A 17,128-nucleotide genomic window follows, 5' to 3' on the forward strand; every position below is an offset into this window, starting at 1 on the left:
AATATATGCTTGCGCATAAAACAGTCAAGGCATTTTTATCTATTAATGCAAATAACACAACTCCGAAAGATAACGCTAGTTCCTTACTCTATTTATATACAACCCATCCTAATTAGTAACCAAAACACTTTTTAAAGAACCTGATTTCTCTTATTTGTCTGTATTTCTTTTCAAATACGTGTCTTTGAATTTACTATGATGTTTTTACCTTTGTGACACGATACGTACATATGGCAAGCTATGACGGCATTGCCGGTTTTATTCATTCTACACATACTATTTTGACAATGGAAAAAATTAAAGTAGCCAACCCCGTCGTTGAACTGGACGGCGACGAAATGACCCGTATTATCTGGAAATTCATCAAAGACAAACTTATTCTTCCTTATCTGGATGTAGATATTAAATACTATGACTTGGGCGTTGAATACCGTGATGAGACAAATGACCAGGTTACTGTTGATGCTGCTGAAGCAATTAAGAAATATGGAGTAGGTATTAAGTGTGCTACCATTACCCCTGACGAAGCTCGTGTACAAGAATTCAATCTGAAACAAATGTGGAAGTCTCCAAACGGTACGATCCGTAACATTCTGGATGGTACTGTTTTCCGTGAGCCAATCGTTTGTACCAATGTACCTCGTCTGGTTACTAACTGGGATTCTCCTATTGTAGTGGGTCGTCACGCATTTGGCGATCAATACCGTGCTACTGACTTTGTGGTTCCAGGAAAAGGGAAACTGACTATTAAGTTTGAAGGTGAAGATGGTAAAGTGATTGAACATACCGTGTATGACTTCAAAGGCAATGGGGTAGCGCTGGCAATGTACAACACAGATGAATCAATCCGTGGTTTTGCTCGTTCCTGCTTTAACATGGGCTTACAAAAAGGATGGCCAGTATATTTATCTACTAAAAATACCATCCTGAAAAAATATGATGGTCGTTTCAAAGATATCTTCCAAGAGATCTTCGATGCAGAATTTGCTGACAAATTCAAAGCAGCAGGTATCGTATACGAACACCGTCTGATCGATGACATGGTAGCGTCTGCACTGAAGTGGAATGGCAAGTTTGTATGGGCTTGTAAAAACTATGATGGAGACGTACAATCTGACTCAGTAGCACAAGGTTTCGGATCTCTGGGTATGATGACATCTGTACTGATCACTCCTGATGGAAAGATTATGGAAGCAGAAGCTGCTCACGGAACGGTAACCCGTCACTATCGTGAACATCAGAAAGGTAATCCAACTTCTACAAACCCAGTCGCTTCTATCTTTGCATGGACTCGTGGTCTGGCTTTCCGTGGTAAACTGGATGGCAACCAGGATCTGATTGACTTCTGTACTGCCCTGGAAGATGTATGCGTAGAAACCATAGAAAGTGGCAAAATGACCAAAGATCTTGCCATCTCTGTTTTTGGAAATAAAGTAAATCATGGTGAACACTATCTGTATACAGAAGAATTTCTGGATTTACTGGATAAAAACCTTCAGGCAAAACGCAAAAAATAAGCCATATAATTATTCTTACAAAGAAGTACTATCCAAAACCCTGGTAAATAACCTTTACCAGGGTTTTTCTTTTTTAGGAAATGTTTTCCTTTTGAACATATACATATTAATCTAAGATATTATCTTTCAACCGACTAACCCTTCATTCATTATCTATTAAAGTCTATGCGAAATAATTCTTTTGGTGCAGCTTATCTCTTTGCTGTTACTATTCTTGTGTTGATTGTCTTTGCGGTTCTTAAATATCTCCAGATTCAGGCGGGAACACTGGTCGACTGGGTAATTGGCATTGTAGCCTTCTGGTGGCTTACAGGTATTACAACCATTCCCTGGAATATGCACTTTGCCGCTAAAGAAGTATTGGTGGATGCTCAGACATCTTCTGATAAAGGTATTGAGGTAAAGGCAGCAGACATAAGTTATGCTCAGCGTCTCTCCAAACGCTTTTTATGGGCTGCCATCTTTCTTCATATTATATCTGCGGTAGTGCTTTATTTACTAGCCTATTATGGTGTCACGGTAGTAGGTTATATGGCCTCTCTGGCAGCATTAGGACTTACCTTTGTGCGGCCATTGTCTCGTTTATATGACTATGTAGTACATCGCCTGCAATCTATCCGCCATGAAATACGTTATCCGAGAGACGATGTATATGAGCTTAGTGCCAAATTAAACGAAGTAGCCAGCAAAGTAACTGTACTGGAGGAAATGTTAAATCTTTCACATAGAGAGTCTTGGGCCAGCAAACACCAGGCTGAACTTGCTTATCTGACAAACAAGCTCTCTGAACTTGATAAAGAAACAGATCGGATCAAACAACAGAATGCCCGTGAACATGAACAACTGGCACGTCGCTCAGAACAGGAAATTGCCAAGCTTTCAGAGGATGCACAGTTCCTGAATCAGGTTAGGGAATTAATCCGGTTTGTAAAGGGAGCATAATTACTATATAGTGTTGCGGCTATACCTTATACCCAGTCGCAACACTTACCTGTTTTATTTATTTTCCGGTTATCTTCCACCAATCATTTATCATTCCTTTTACATCTATCTGAGTATAAACAAATACCTCCCGCTGAGTATTTTCTGGTGGTGTTAATCGTTTTTCTTCTCTGGCCAGGTCAGGTCGGGCTACAGCTATCATTAGTGCCAGATCCCAGAAAATACGTTCTTTATCTCCAGGAGCATTGCTTAGCCAGCGAGTCACCAGGTAATCCCAGATTCCACCCTTTCCTGAAAGCCGCTTTGAGATTTCCTCTAATGTAAACTTAAAATCATACAGAATATTAATTGGCATCAGATGCAAGTCAACTCCTTCTGTATTGAACAAAAAGTTAATAGCATTCAAGTCATTCCGAACATTAAACTCGTCTTTGTTCCAGATTTTTTTCGTAGCATCATAATGTCCTCCCAGATTGTAACAGATTACTTTGGACATAATATCCGGAGCCAGTTTCAATGCGGATGCCACATTGGTGGCTGCACCCAGACTAATAATTATCAGTTTTTCACCTGCAGGCATTTGTCGGGCAGTATGTATCATCAACTGAGTTGCCGGAGAATTTCGCCCTTCGTATTCTCCCCAGGGTTGTCCCATAATCATTTCCGATCCCAGTGGAGCCGGAATATCTATACGGCTCATTAATCTGAGCAGGTCCTCGTTCAGCTTCTGACTTTCCTGAACTGTATTAGCAGGAGACAACTGATTATGCCACTGCGCAGAACATAATCCTTTGATTTGAAAACGTGGTTCCAGTAATGCCCTTACAATCGCATACAAATCGTCAATCTCATTGGCTGTATCGGCATCAATAATTACTGTGAGTTTCTTATCTGCTAAGGATCTGGACCAGGAAGTTGCAGTAGTACCTGCAATGAGGAAGGTAAGTAGCTGAGTAAAGGTGCGGCGTTTCATACAAAGGAATGTTTTATGTAGTACAGTTGTATAGTAATCAATGACGAAGATATTATTTTGGTTGGTTCGATGTAAAAATTGCCTGTTTCACTGTTATAAAAAAGTAAAACAACAGCAAAATATTTAGCTTTAGAACCATGAAAAATTATCACCTGCAAACAGGCGTCATACTTTCTATCTTTATCGCGGCCCTAACATCGGTTCCTCGTATTATACGTATTGATCTGGATAATTATGACCATGTTGTATGGAGTTTTTTTTACAACTTTGTTTATTGTCTGTTCTGCTGGGTAATCTTACAGTTTTGTATTCAGCGTGGTTCAATACAAAACTCTTTGTTCAGAGGATTCTTAGGACTTCTGGTCTGTATAGGCTACTCAGTGCTTTATCATTTTCTCTCTGAACTGTATTTTCCTTCCTATGTAGTGATTCCTATCTTGAAGGGATTAAACTTTTATCAGCGCTTATTTATGATTATGTTCAGAGGGGCTGTAGTAGGTGGATTTATTTATTTCGTTGTATATTATTTGAATCTGTTGTTAGAAACACAAAAAGCCAGAATAGAAAATGAACAATTAAAGCAAGAAAACCTGCAGGCCCGCCTGCATTCTTTGCGACAACAAATCAGTCCGCATTTCTTATTTAACTCACTTAACACACTTAAAACAATAGCTAGTGAAAACACTGTAAAAGAATATATACTTCAACTATCGTATGTGTACAGGTATTTACTAAATTATAATGAAAACAATCTGGCTACTATTCAGGATGAGCTAAGCTTTTTGCAATCTTACAGCTATATACTCAAAGAGCGATTTGAAGATGCGTTGCAGCTGGAAATCACGATTTCAGACCAGATAAAGGAAAAATGCATTCCTCCACTATCATTACAGATACTACTTGAGAATGCCATAAAACATAATATTGTGTCTTTATCTCGTCCTTTACAAATTCGAATCTACAATGAAGGAGAAGATAGCCTTGTTGTAGAGAACAACCTTCAACCTAAGTTATCTGTAGAAGAAAGTACTGGTATAGGTCTTCAGAATATCAGCGACCGTTATAAACTATTAGCCAATCAGTCTATTGAAATCATACGGGCACCTAACCAGTTTAGTATTAAAATCCCTGTTTTATCCTGTTAAATAGCACCCATCGCTAAATGCTAACGATACTGATTATTGAAGATGAGATAAAGGCAGCACGTGAACTTCAGAAACTTCTGGAGGAATTACAGCCTGGCTGCCATATAATAGCTATTCTTCAGTCAGTAGAGGAAGCTATCCACTGGTTAAAGAATAATTCTGTCCCGGATCTGATCTTTTCTGATATACAGCTCGCAGACGGCCTTTGTTTCGATATTTTTAAAACTGTCCGACTACATTCTCCTATCATTTTTTGTACAGCGTTTGATGAATATGCCATACGTGCCTTTGAAACCAATAGCATTGATTATCTGCTGAAGCCTATCGACAAAGTAAAACTTGGGAAAAGCCTTGACAAATATGACAGTCTAAAACAGATTTATCGTGGGAATAAAGAATATGAAGCCAAGTTGGAAGCCTTATTTTCCCAACTCAAGAAACCATATAAAACATCTCTTCTGGTTCACTTTAAAGAGAAAATCATTCCTTTAAAAACAGAAGAGATTGCCTTTTTTCATTATACCAATGGTATTGTACATGTTCTTACACAACGTAATCAGCAACATGTTATAAACTATACACTGGATGAACTGGAAGCGATGGTAGATCCGCAGATGTTCTATCGGGCCAACCGACAGTTTATCATAAACCGCAATGCAATCTCAAATGCAGAACACTACTTTGCCCGTAAGCTTACTGTTAAACTTCACATTCCAACTCCGGAACCTATTGTGATAAGTAAGGCCAAAGCTTCTGATTTCCTGCATTGGCTTGAACACTCATAAGCTGGCTCTATTCCACTATGTTCGGTCAGTAAAACAAAACATTGAGGCACTCTCTACTAGTAGGGTAAATGGGTAATTACTCATTCTTATTTATTTAGGTCATTCTCAGGCTTTCAAGTTCTGTAAATAAAGGAATAACTGTACCTAATTACTAGAGACATTTACTGTTAATGGTCTTGTAAGAATAATACTAATACTCCTCTTCCCAAAAGAGTTCATTTTTCTTCTGCCCGTTTGATAATTCATTTTGCCTGCTTTACTTATCTATTCCCCAATAAGGGTAACTCTTCCTTTACTTTTGAAGTGTAATCAAAATCAAAACATATGAAAGCAATACACTTCCTTTCTTTTCTTTTTTTATCACTATGTACAGTTCTGTCCAACACAGCTTCAGTCCAAACAGCAAACGGTGATGCTATCATTGGCATCTATCAAAATCAGGATGGAGACCGAAAAATGGAAATCTATAAACAAGACAATCAATATTTCGGAAAACTAATCTGGTTAAAAACACAGGATGGCAAAGCAAAGGCTGGTGATGTAGTACTGAAAAATCTAAGCTACTCATCCAATCAATGGAAAGGGAAAGTATATGCCCCTGCACGCAATACTGATTTTCCGGCAACAATAGTAATGCCGGATGCCAATACATTACAAATTACAGCAAAAGCAGGTTTTATGAGCCGTTCTAAGGATTGGAAACGGGTTACATCTACCAACTAAGCTTTTCAGGTATGTCAATTCGAATCTTATGTATAAGTGCATTCTGCTGGTGTATGGGCATACAAGCCCATACACAACACCTATCATTCTCCTCATTGAATGATGTATGGCAGTATGCAGAGAAAAACAACATTTCCATTGTTTCTGCTCAATCTTCACAAGCTATGGCAGACAAGACCATGAGACAGTCGTATGGAAATCTTTTCCCTACAATTACTGCCAACGGAAGCTTTACAGATAACATTCGCATTCAGCCCACATTGATTCCAGCGAATTTATTTAATCAGGAAGCTCCTGCCGGGACGTTTATAGAAGCGACTTTTGGCAGACGTTATATATACAATACCAATCTTACTGCTCAATTGAATATTTTAAACACAGAAGACTGGTTTGCCATAGCATCTGCAAAATATTCACACGAAGCAGCTCGACTTGCAGTAAATAAAACCATACGAGAGGTATATGAACAAACAGCTGGTGCATACTACAATTATTTACTGTTAGAGGAAGTGACCAGATTGTCTAAACAAAATATCCTAATTGCAGATACCATTCTGACTAATGCAAGTCAAAAATTTACAGAGGGACAAGTCAGCGAAGTTTCTGTAAATTCCGCACAGATTAATCATGAAAAGGCACAGAAAACCTGGCAAATAGCAGTACAGAACAGACAAATTGCACTCAACACCCTCAAATCTTTATTAGGATTATCTGTAAATGATTCATTGAGTTTGTCAGAGGTATTTTCCAGTTCCTTACCAGAACCACTTACAATACAAAGTTCCTATCATCCGGAAGTTGAGTTGGCTCGCTCTCAGGTTTTATTGGCAAAAACGACCTGGCAAGCAGCCAAGGCATCTTTTGCACCTAAGCTTTCTGTAGTATATCAATGGAATAACCAAATTTCAGGTGACAACTTCTGGCAGTTTACTAATACAAACTCATTGCCACAGGAATACTGGGGGCTACGATTAAGCATTCCCATTCTGGCGGGTGCATCCCGACTCTATCAGGTCCAGAAATCCCGGATTGATTGGCAATACAAAGAAAAATATTACGAAGACATTCGAAAGCAGGCAGATATTCAGGATGACAATCTACGTTTGTCATTTGCCAATGCCTATGATGCATTAAAGAAGTCTGAAACCATTCTGGAACTTTATCACCAAAATGATCAGCATGCCAACCGACAACTGGCAGAAGGCACTATATCTCTTGATGACCGTCTGCGAACTTTCTCTGACTATCTAGTGGGTCAGAATGAATACCTGGAGAGCCTTTCTGACTATCTGGTCCAATACTATCGTGTTCAGATCCGAAATAAGGCTTTATAGATAACTCTCACTGAGACTATTCACATGAAAAAATCTGCTTATATATATTATTTGACATATGTTTTGTTTGCCGTATCTATAGGACTATTAGGATGTTCTGGCAAACGTACTAAAGAATGGGTCAATCCTACTATCGCACCTATAACAGAAGCAGTTTTTGCTACTGGTTATGTAGAACCTGTAAATTTCTTTACCCTTACAGCTTTTAATGAAGGCTATCTGAGAAAAAGTCTGGTCAAGGAAGGCGATCTGGTTGAAACAAATCAGCTCTTGTTTATCCAGGATCAAAAAAACAATACCATTCAGGAGCAGGCTGCACGTAATAATCTGCAGATAGCCCGACAAAATGCGTCCACCAACTCTCCAGTAGTAAAGGAGTTAGAAGCACAGTTACACTCTGCAGAAGAAAAATTGGTATTAGACAAACTACAACTGGATCGCATGCAAAAGCTGGTGGCTACCAACTCTGTTGCACGAGTAGAACTGGACAAAGCGCAGGTAAATTATGAGGGATCTCTTCACGCTGTAGAATCACTCAAAGCCAGTATAGCGGCAACCCAAAACAATCTTGAGCAAGCACTGATTAATAGCCAAAGTCAATTTCAAACAGTTAGCTCAACCAACGATTACTCCAGATTGCTTTCACCTGCTCACTACAAAGTCTATGAAGTCTTTAAGAAAGAAGGAGAACTTGTTCGTAAGGGGGAATCCATTGCCACACTGGGCGATCCTCAACAGATGGTCGTAACCTTGAATGTTGATGAGAATAGTATCAATAAAGTTAAAGAAAACCAGATCGTACTGATTGAACTCAACACTGAGAAAGGAAAAACCTTAACAGGAAAAGTCTCAAAAGTATATCCCTATTTCAACGCTGAACTCCAATCCTATAAAGTAGAAGCATTATTTGATACTCTGCCAGCATCAATTATTGCAGGCACTTTACTTCAGGCCAATATCATTGTAGATAAGAAAGACAAAGCATTGCTCATTCCAAGAGCCTGTCTGAGTCCTAATGGACAAGTAATTAAAAAGACTGAAAACAACAATGATACTATCTCTATCCAAACAGGTATTGTTTCCACTGAATGGGTTGAAATCATCCAGGGTATTCAACCAACGGACCAAGTATTAAAAGCCTATTGACTATGAAAACCAGTATAAATACCCAAATCGCTTTTACATACTTGGTCAGTCGCAAAAAGCAGACAGCTGTTGCAGCTTTAGGGGTAACCTTTGGCATTTCAATGTTCATTTTCATGAACTCACTGATTAGCGGTACAAATGATTATTTCGAGAAGGTAACCCTTAGCTCAACACCTCATATCCGGCTGTATAATGAGAATCAGTTAAGCTCCGATAAAATGTTATATAAATATCTGGGTACCCAAAGCATCAATCTGATTAGTAACCCTAAACTGGTTGATGCTGACAATCGCATCTATAACCCTAATTCAGTTATCCATGCCCTTAAGCAACACAAACAGATTACAGCTATTTCTCCTCAAGTCATTACCAACGTTATCTGCTCTAATGCCAGTATACAACGGAATGGAAATGTATCGGGGGTTAATATATTGGAACAGGACAAGATGTTTGACATTACCTCTACTATGATTACTGGTACTGTTCAGGAACTCAGTAGCAATCCGGATGGGATTATTATTGGTCGTGGGATGGCCAAAGATCTGAACCTGAAAAAAGGAGATAACATCACCCTTACAGCCTCCAATGGAGCTGTGAAACGCCTGATGGTAACAGGAATCTTTCAGACAACCATAAAAACTGTTGACAATACCCGATGTTATACTAATGTATCTGTAGTACAGCAACTGTTACAAAAAGACAGAAGCTACATCACAGATGTATATATTAATATAAAGGATTATACCAGTGCTCCTGCCGTTGGTAAACAGCTGGAAGCTTTAACAGGATATGATGCAGAAGACTGGCAAAGTGCTAACGAACAATCCATTGCTGCTCGTCTGATCCGGGATGTCATTGCCAACTCTGTAGTAGCCACCATTCTTATTGTAGCGGGGTTTGGCATTTACAATATTCTGAATATGACTATTTATGAAAAGATTAAAGAGATAGCTATTCTGAAAGCAACAGGGTTTGCGGGTACGCATGTCATTGCCATATTTATTCAACAAGCATTATTCATAGGTATTATCGGTGGAAGTGTGGGTGTATTTCTGGGTTGGGCAATTTCACTGACTGCCTCTAAATTTTATATAGGAATGGGCAATGTATCCTATTTACCTATTGCCTTTCATCTCCGATACTACGTTCAGGGATTTTTATTTGGCATAGGGACAGCTTTTTTTGCCGGTTATATACCAGCTCGCAAAGCCTCACAAGTTGATCCTGTATCTATTATCCGCGGCTAACTTTCCACTACTCTCCTATTCCTATCTATTCTATGCAAAACTCTCAGCCAACTTATACGTCTGTTCCGCCATCAGGACAAACACACTTAGCGTTAAAAGCTGAATCCATTTCTAAATACTTTTATACACCTGAGAAGTTCCAAGTACTTCGTCAAGTAAGTTTTGAGGTATATACAGGTGAGTTTGTATCTATTATCGGAAAATCAGGTAGCGGTAAATCTACCTTGTTATATATACTCTCCACTATGGATACCGACTACGAAGGTCTGCTAACGTTAAACGGAGAAAAAGTAACAGGCAAATCACAAAACGCACTGGCAGCATTTCGGAATGAACATCTGGGATTTGTATTCCAGTTTCATTACCTGCTACCTGATTTTTCCTGCCTCAAAAATGTGATGATTCCGGCCTCTCGCCTTGGTAAATATTCAGAAGAAGAAATAGAACACAAAGCATACGAAAAACTGAAGATGCTGGGAGTGGCAGATCAGGCGTTAAAACCGGCCTCCCAAATATCTGGTGGACAGCAACAGCGGGTGGCTATTGCCAGGGCATTGATCAATGAGCCTACCATACTAATGGGGGATGAACCAACAGGCAACCTTGATAGCAGGAATACATCCATTGTATTTGATATGTTTATGCAGCTCAGCAAAGAATTTGGCAAAACCATCATCACAGTAACTCACGACAACGATTTTGCCAATAAGTCGGATCGGATCATTGAGATGATGGATGGGAAGATTATTCCCACACAACCTATTAAATAAATCTTATTACCCCTGATTGAAAACTATCACTACTTCTATGAAAGCAATTCTGGTAGTATTATTTCTGTTTATATCTTTATTAATTCAAGCTCAGGAACTGGAACTAGTGGATATACATTATTCCATTTCACCCATTCAAACAAATACTTCCCACGAATATATTCAACAAGGTAGTATCAAGTTGCGTTATCCAATTCTAGCAGGACAACGCAATCAGTTTCTTATAGGTCCAACGTATGATATCATGTGGATTGGGAATACAATTAATGATCATCAGGCCTTGCATGGATTATCTATGCAGGTAGCTTGGCAACGAAAAATACGATCAAACCTTTCGTTTTCCTGGTTATTTACACCAGGTATTTACTCTGACTTTAAGGATATCAGTGGAGAAGACTTTCGATTTAGCACTGCATTCCGAATGAAACATGCGATTTCCGAAAAAACAAGCGTAGGTTTCGGAATAGGATATGCCCGGCAATTTTTTGGGAATGTTCTTATGCCTTTTCTGGAAATTGATTGGAAAATTAATGATAGATGGAGCATATCAGGCTTATTCCCGATTAGACCTAAAATAGAATATCTTGTAACCAAAAGATTGACATTAGGCACCCAGATACAAGTCGATAATTCTTCCAGTCGCTTAAGCACTGAATACAATGAGAGCCAGATTGTACAGTTTAAACAATGGAATGCGCAGTTATATGCTGATTGGAAACTATACAAAAATCTGTATTTTTCCCTGATAGCTGGGTATGTTTTCCGGCGAAAAGTCCAGGTATTTACTAAGGATACAAAAGTTCCCTGGACGTTATTTACCATTCCTATCGGAGGCGAACGCACGGCCATACGTACTATTGCAGATAATGGGTATTTGCTTCAGGCAGGTTTATCAATCAAACTAAAACGCTGACAGAATGATTATCCGACATGTTTTGGCAGGGTAGTAGGGCATATTATTCATCTTTCTGAATATCCTTTTCTATTGCAATTTTGCATTCTATACAAATAGTATAATCAAGCAGCCGTTCTTAGTACGTAACATTTCTGTGGCTTTAGCTTCAGAAGCTCAAATCTTATAAAAAATCTTTTCAAAACCTTGTTAACCAGATAGGATAGAGTGCTATTAATAAATAGAATCTAATATCCTGAAAAGATGACCTGCCATCGACTTCTCCTGTTAGTACTGCTTCTCTTATGCCAATATAGTACGGTCCTTTCACAAAGTTTTTATGAAATTACCTGGACAAGTGATCAGGTCGCCTACAATGCATTGCTGGTATTCTATAGCAGTGACAACGCTTATATTCGGGTTCGCTACCAGGCGAATGAAGCATATAATGTTGCGGAATACCCCTGCAAAGGAGAATACCGATACACATCCACAGGCAGTCAGTATTATCTGATTAATGGTGAAAACGCCCGGATTGTATATACAACCAGCAAAACGAATCAGATAGGTTATACTGCTGATAACTTCTACTTTACGAATGTCAATGCAAAGGGAGAATTTGAAGACTTTTATACACTAGATGATGCACAACTACAAAAGCTTGCCACACAAGAACGTGTCAATCCAGCGAAATGTACCTGGAAGAAATTAGATCCTGCCTTGTTTACCTCTACATACTTATACAACTATTTCGACACATCTGAGCCTCAATACAAGCAATTCCTTGCTTTGGCACGTCACAAAACACCTATTGCAACTGTCAATTGCAAGTTGCATCTTATTATTGTTGCTAATACACTGGATAATAGTATTGGAAAAGGTTGCAGCGTAGATAAAGACAAGTTGGATAATGAATTCACAAATATTGCCAGCGCATTGGGTATGCCTATCCAGAAATACATTATCTATGGTCAGAACTTTAAGAAAGACAATGTAATGCAGACGCTCCAGCAGTTAAATCCATCCTCCAATGATGTAGTAATATTCTTCTATCGGGGACACGGATTCCGGTGGTCTAACCAACAAAGCGACTGGCCACTGATGTCTATGCGTTATTCTACACTCCAACCTTTTGAAAGTATTGCACTCGATGAAGTATATCAGACAATTGTATCCAAAGGAGCACGATTAAATCTGATATTGGGAGACCTATGTAATTCAGATGGTAGTAGTCTGCCTTCTAATCTAGCCTCCAATATGTTTCAGGCAGAGCCTCATCCCAATATTGAAAAGCTACATAGATTGTTTGTAAAGTCAAGAGGAAACCTACTGTCTGCAGCCGCACAGAAAGGTGAAGTATCCTGGACCAACAACTATGATGGAGGTTTTTATACATCCAGCTTCCTGGAATCGTTTTATGAAGGTATCAGTGAAATATCAGGTAATGCAGACTGGCAAAAAATAATAGATAGTACCATCAATAAGGCTCGTTACAAGTCATCCTATGGATGTACCTATAATGGAAAGGGTTGTTCTACCCAGAATGGAATCCGCTATGTTGCTATAAATTATATTCCATGATACGATCTTTGAGCTTTCTGTTCTTCACTTCTGTAGTGATCGTTTCATGCTCCCGGCCTGTCTATCAGGAGGAATTCTCAATTGTGAATAAAACAAATACTGTCACATTATTTGAGATAGACCCATTCCCTGTTGAACTGAACAAACAAAGTACTTCCGAAAGATATATTGAAAACTATAGAATAAAGGAGAGCATTGAAGTAGCAGATTCATCTCGACACACACTGCTTAAAGCAATGGTCGCACCGGACAACTACATACCCGACAACAGTCGTGGATGTGAGTTCTTCCCCAGGTTCGCCATTAAGTTTGGCGAAAAAATGGTCACTCTGATAAGTACCAAACCCTGTCCCAAAATTGAATATCACATAACAGGCAAAGATCAAATAAAGATAGTAGACCTTATTGAGAACAGTACTATTGAAAAGAGCCTCATCTACCATATAGGAAACTGAGGTCCCAAAAGAGGAATAAGTAAATTATTCTTTGGGTGTTATGGGTCGAATCACTTTACAGGGGTTGCCGGCAGCAAATACATCAGATGGAATATCTTTAGTTACTACGCTACCTGCACCGATAACTACCCGGTCTCCAATGGTGACACCAGGACAAATTACAGCGCTCCCTCCTACCCAAACATCTTCTCCAATGGTAATAGGTTTAGCATACTCTACTCCAGAAGACCTTTCTTTGTGATCAATAGGATGGGTTGCCGTATAGATCTGTACATTAGGTCCGAACATGGTTCTACTACCTATTTTCACATAGGTTACATCCAGTACCACACAGTTAAAATTGAAAAACACTTTCTCACCCACAATCATGTAACTACCGTAATCACAATAAAAAGGGGGCTGTAACCATAAGTCAGGCCCTGCGTTAGGAATCAACTCTTTTAAAATCCGCATTCTTTCTTCTGTCTGATCTTCCCGGCTATCGTTTAATTCCTTAATAAGTAATCTGGTTCGAAGACGCTCTTCGACTAATTCCTGGTCAAGCGGATTGTATAACTCTCCAGCGAGCATTTTCTCTTTCTCTGTTTTCATTGCAGATGAAGGAATTTAAAGGGTAATACAAAATGAAAGTTAAAAATCTGATCCGGTATCTATAAGAAGTTATACCAGATCAGGAAGTATTTACCTGAAAAATGTATTGTATTATCAGATCCCTGCCAGACCAATCTTTACAGTCTACACATTGGGATCAATCAGTAAGTAGGCAAATTCACATACCTCCAGTAACTCGGAAGAAGAGCGAGCCGAACGTGTTTTTTTCTTTAATCCTTCAATAGAATCCCGATGGCTCTGAGACATTTTCCACTTTAAAACTTTATCCAAGGCCAACAGAATATATTCCTTTACCTTTTCGAGTTGTACTTCGGCATCAGGCGAATTGGCAGGGCCCCGTTTGCCTTTTTCTTTATTGATAAGATTAGCCATTACACTGGCATAAGCCCCATTTTTAGTAGTTGGCTTTCCTCCATATACTTGTAGAAGAAAACTTTCATATATAGCGGCTAATGATAATGAATCAGACATACTAGTAAGTATTAAAACCTAAATTGCTATTGTTATACAACCACAAAGGTAGTTCAATTTACATTCTGCATTATCAGCTTATAACGACATATTTATTTGATTCGTTTAACTCCTCTTCTTTAGTGATAAAGTAATAACCGAAGCAGAGAGAGGAATGGCCTGATTGTAGTGAAGCACTTTGTTAATCCTATACCCATCCTGAAGGGCATTTTGTAATTCGATATGATATACTCCAATGTGTGCAGCCTGCCCGGCTACAAGATATTCAATTTTTATTTCGGAAGCCTGAATAGTAATAATTCGCTCAGTCATTTAGAAAAGATAGTGATAAAAAAATCATAGGTAAAAGTATGAATCTGAACAAAGACAGGCAAAGCTACTAAAGATGTTGTATTTTACTGTCTCAAAACACTATTTTCTGTAGTATGAATATAATTTTGAGAGCAGAAATGAAATAAATCAAAAAAGATTGATAGGTTAATTTTGCTAATATATTTTTTTCTTTACTTTTGCACTCCACTTGAGCCGAAGTGGCGGAATTGGTAGACGCACACGTTTCAGGGGCGTGCGAGGGTAACCTTGTACGAGTTCGACTCTCGTCTTCGGCACAAAAAGCACTGATTCTCTGCGGATTAGTGCTTTTTTTATAACATTTTCTTTTGTTCATTAAACTAGGTTCTTTCAGACAGATCAGTATACAGAGAGAGTAATATCCCTATTACGTGAACGGAAGTAGTAAGCCTACTTTAAGTCTAATTCCACAGTACAAAGATGAAAGTTTGCGGAAAATGCACCATTGAGTTGTCAGAATCTGAGGAAGGCCCATTCTGCGATCCATGTACATTCTCCTCGTGGTTTGAACAATTACCAATTGAGCTTCAAACACAAGTTGATTCAATGATCTTTGCCAACGATAATAAGCTACTTGCCATTAAATTGATGAAAGACTCTTTACAAATTGGGCTACATAATTCTGCCGACCTCCTTAGATGGAGATTTAACACATTGAAAGAATCAAGTAGAGACAAGTTTACTTGTAATCCTGCTACCTTTTGGGATGGATTCTATTCATTGTAATCTAACTATTCCTAGCAATTATCTATGTCAGAAATAAGAGTTTGCGAGAAATGCACCATTGAGTTGTCAGAATTTGAGGAAGGCTCATTATGCTATGCATGTAAATTTCCAACCTGGTTTGAGCAATTATCCAGTGAGCAACAAGCCGAAGTTGACTCACTAATCTTCACCAGACAGCTATTGAAAGCCGTTAGATTTCTAAAAGACACTTTACAAATTGGATTGCGCGATTCCGCATATCTTTTCGAGTGGAGAGTTTCAAAGTTGGCAGAATCAAGCAGAGACAAATTTAAAGTTGATTTGGATACCTACTTTAAGGGAACCTCATTTGATCCATACTTTGAGGGTTGATACTGTCCTCCAACAATCATCTATTCCAAAAGTGGAAGACGCTCCATTACACTAAACCTATAAACACCTCTAGTAAACAATTATCGAGTGCAATCAATAAAAAGCACTCGTGAGTAAACTATTTGTACTTAGAATGAAACACATAAAGAATATCCTCAAGTTTATTTTCTACATGTTCTTATGTCTGCTCATACCAGTTACATGTGCGAGGTTCTTCGGATTAGATAAAATAGATCACCGAGAAACACATAACCGAGAAACACATAACCGAGAAACACCAGTCCTTGCTATTATTAAAGATAGTGCCCGTGTAGTAGTTATAAGCAATAGAATTGCCATCAAAAAATTCCCACACCTGACCGAAGATAACATATGGATACAGCCTGGTGAAACCATTGAAGTGCAAGGCTATGATCCCGAATCGAAGTTCTATCCCATCCTCTACAGGGGACAACAACGATTTATATTTTATTCAATGCTACAACAGGCAGAAGCCAAGGCATTAAAGTAAGGTTTTACACTTTTCATACACCATAGATATACGCATTTATCTGAAAGCCTTTACTCAAAATGAAAACAGTATTACAAATCTTATTTTTCTTATCATTTTGTTGTTATGGCTTTTCTCAAGAAAATAAAGCTGCTTTTGATTGCTCTAAAATCGAAGTAATCAAAGATGCTTCTGGGGAAGCACTACATTGCACTCCCATTCAGGAACCCGTAGTATTTCATAAGCATATAAAAAAGGAAGAAACTCTTTATCGTTTGTATTTGAGAATGCACGACGTTGAAGAAGCATATACAGCTGGACAAACAGGGATAATTTTACTACTTACCCAGAATAAATCTATTGTAAAGTCTAATGTAGAAGTATTTATTAGTACTCCATCAGGTAAAACTTATTCAAACGCTTTAATAAGATTGAACGCTAGTGATATAGCAAAATTGAAAGCGAATGGTATAACAGGTTTTTCACTAACCCAATACGGATCTGTCATACCCATCAAAAAGGGATTAGACGGAACAAAATATATGGAAATGCTTAACTGTTTACTGAGCAAAAAATAACCAATACAGCATCAATCTTTAAGTAACATCTTTGTAATA

General features: G+C 38.5%; 18 protein-coding genes and 1 tRNA gene. 15 read left to right on the plus strand and 4 right to left on the minus strand.

What is annotated here, in order from left to right; genetic code table 11:
- The first annotated feature begins 287 nt into the window (after window positions 1-287).
- Both QNI15_RS00655 and QNI15_RS00660 read left to right on the plus strand, forming a co-directional pair.
- Window positions 288-1,517 (plus strand): NADP-dependent isocitrate dehydrogenase, encoded by a 1,230-nt coding sequence (locus QNI15_RS00655; protein ID WP_313975770.1) that lies wholly within the window; start codon window positions 288-290, stop codon window positions 1,515-1,517.
- 165 nt (window positions 1,518-1,682) lie between these two features.
- A complete protein-coding gene (locus QNI15_RS00660) occupies window positions 1,683-2,459 on the plus strand; it encodes a hypothetical protein (RefSeq protein ID WP_313999609.1) in 777 nt (258 codons plus the stop codon).
- Window positions 2,460-2,517: 58 nt separating this feature from the next.
- Here the strand turns inward: QNI15_RS00660 and QNI15_RS00665 are convergent, their stop codons facing one another.
- Window positions 2,518-3,432, minus strand: a complete 915-nt coding sequence (locus QNI15_RS00665; RefSeq protein WP_313999611.1) for a nucleoside hydrolase — start codon at window positions 3,430-3,432, stop codon at window positions 2,518-2,520.
- Window positions 3,433-3,569: 137 nt separating this feature from the next.
- Here QNI15_RS00665 and QNI15_RS00670 point away from each other — a divergent pair, with 137 nt between their 5' ends.
- From QNI15_RS00670 to QNI15_RS00715, 10 genes are all read left to right on the plus strand, one after another.
- Entirely contained in the window at window positions 3,570-4,577 is a 1,008-nt protein-coding gene (locus tag QNI15_RS00670; protein ID WP_314030015.1) for a sensor histidine kinase, read from the plus strand.
- Window positions 4,578-4,594: 17 nt separating this feature from the next.
- On the plus strand, window positions 4,595-5,362 hold the full coding sequence (locus tag QNI15_RS00675; protein ID WP_314030017.1) for a LytR/AlgR family response regulator transcription factor: 768 nt from the start codon (window positions 4,595-4,597) through the stop codon (window positions 5,360-5,362).
- A gap of 324 nt (window positions 5,363-5,686) precedes the next feature.
- Window positions 5,687-6,085, plus strand: a complete 399-nt coding sequence (locus QNI15_RS00680; RefSeq protein ID WP_313999617.1) for a DUF2147 domain-containing protein — start codon at window positions 5,687-5,689, stop codon at window positions 6,083-6,085.
- A gap of 11 nt (window positions 6,086-6,096) precedes the next feature.
- A complete protein-coding gene (locus tag QNI15_RS00685) occupies window positions 6,097-7,419 on the plus strand; it encodes a TolC family protein (RefSeq protein WP_313999619.1) in 1,323 nt (440 codons plus the stop codon).
- A 24-nt stretch (window positions 7,420-7,443) separates the two neighbouring features.
- The gene (locus tag QNI15_RS00690) at window positions 7,444-8,565 is read left to right on the plus strand and encodes an efflux RND transporter periplasmic adaptor subunit (protein ID WP_314030019.1); all 1,122 of its coding nucleotides are present in this window, start codon (window positions 7,444-7,446) and stop codon (window positions 8,563-8,565) included.
- Between the two features lie 2 nt (window positions 8,566-8,567).
- Complete coding sequence (locus QNI15_RS00695; RefSeq protein WP_314030020.1) at window positions 8,568-9,812, plus strand: ABC transporter permease; 1,245 nt, start codon at window positions 8,568-8,570, stop codon at window positions 9,810-9,812.
- Between the two features lie 32 nt (window positions 9,813-9,844).
- The gene (locus QNI15_RS00700) at window positions 9,845-10,582 is read left to right on the plus strand and encodes an ABC transporter ATP-binding protein (RefSeq protein ID WP_314030022.1); all 738 of its coding nucleotides are present in this window, start codon (window positions 9,845-9,847) and stop codon (window positions 10,580-10,582) included.
- Window positions 10,583-10,619: 37 nt separating this feature from the next.
- Entirely contained in the window at window positions 10,620-11,495 is an 876-nt protein-coding gene (locus QNI15_RS00705; protein WP_314030024.1) for a DUF6268 family outer membrane beta-barrel protein, read from the plus strand.
- A gap of 243 nt (window positions 11,496-11,738) precedes the next feature.
- Window positions 11,739-13,055 carry a caspase family protein gene (locus QNI15_RS00710; RefSeq protein ID WP_314030026.1) on the plus strand — a complete coding sequence of 439 codons (1,317 nt, stop codon included), beginning with the start codon at window positions 11,739-11,741 and terminating at the stop codon, window positions 13,053-13,055.
- Window positions 13,052-13,510 (plus strand): hypothetical protein, encoded by a 459-nt coding sequence (locus QNI15_RS00715; RefSeq protein ID WP_314030027.1) that lies wholly within the window; start codon window positions 13,052-13,054, stop codon window positions 13,508-13,510. The genes QNI15_RS00710 and QNI15_RS00715 overlap by 4 nt, the downstream gene beginning before the upstream one ends.
- Window positions 13,511-13,534: 24 nt before the next feature.
- Here QNI15_RS00715 and QNI15_RS00720 read toward each other — a convergent pair whose 3' ends face one another.
- The 3 genes from QNI15_RS00720 to QNI15_RS00730 all read right to left on the minus strand — a co-directional run bounded on the left by QNI15_RS00720 (window position 13,535) and on the right by QNI15_RS00730 (window position 14,905).
- Window positions 13,535-14,101 (minus strand): sugar O-acetyltransferase, encoded by a 567-nt coding sequence (locus tag QNI15_RS00720; RefSeq protein WP_313999631.1) that lies wholly within the window; start codon window positions 14,099-14,101, stop codon window positions 13,535-13,537.
- Between the two features lie 144 nt (window positions 14,102-14,245).
- Window positions 14,246-14,593: a hypothetical protein gene (locus QNI15_RS00725; RefSeq protein ID WP_313974817.1), complete on the minus strand. Its 348-nt coding sequence runs from the start codon at window positions 14,591-14,593 to the stop codon at window positions 14,246-14,248.
- A 105-nt stretch (window positions 14,594-14,698) separates the two neighbouring features.
- A complete protein-coding gene (locus tag QNI15_RS00730) occupies window positions 14,699-14,905 on the minus strand; it encodes a hypothetical protein (RefSeq protein WP_314030029.1) in 207 nt (68 codons plus the stop codon).
- A gap of 212 nt (window positions 14,906-15,117) precedes the next feature.
- On the opposite strand from QNI15_RS00730, the gene QNI15_RS00735 reads away from it, so the two are divergent.
- The 3 genes from QNI15_RS00735 to QNI15_RS00745 all read left to right on the plus strand — a co-directional run bounded on the left by QNI15_RS00735 (window position 15,118) and on the right by QNI15_RS00745 (window position 17,089).
- Window positions 15,118-15,201 (plus strand) — tRNA-Leu (locus QNI15_RS00735).
- 992 nt (window positions 15,202-16,193) lie between these two features.
- Window positions 16,194-16,532, plus strand: a complete 339-nt coding sequence (locus QNI15_RS00740; protein WP_314030031.1) for a hypothetical protein — start codon at window positions 16,194-16,196, stop codon at window positions 16,530-16,532.
- 59 nt (window positions 16,533-16,591) lie between these two features.
- A complete protein-coding gene (locus tag QNI15_RS00745; RefSeq protein WP_314030033.1) occupies window positions 16,592-17,089 on the plus strand; it encodes a hypothetical protein in 498 nt (165 codons plus the stop codon).
- Window positions 17,090-17,128: the final 39 nt, after the last annotated feature.

The organism is Xanthocytophaga flava (genome assembly GCF_030068545.1).
Taxonomy (GTDB): domain Bacteria; phylum Bacteroidota; class Bacteroidia; order Cytophagales; family 172606-1; genus Xanthocytophaga; species Xanthocytophaga flava.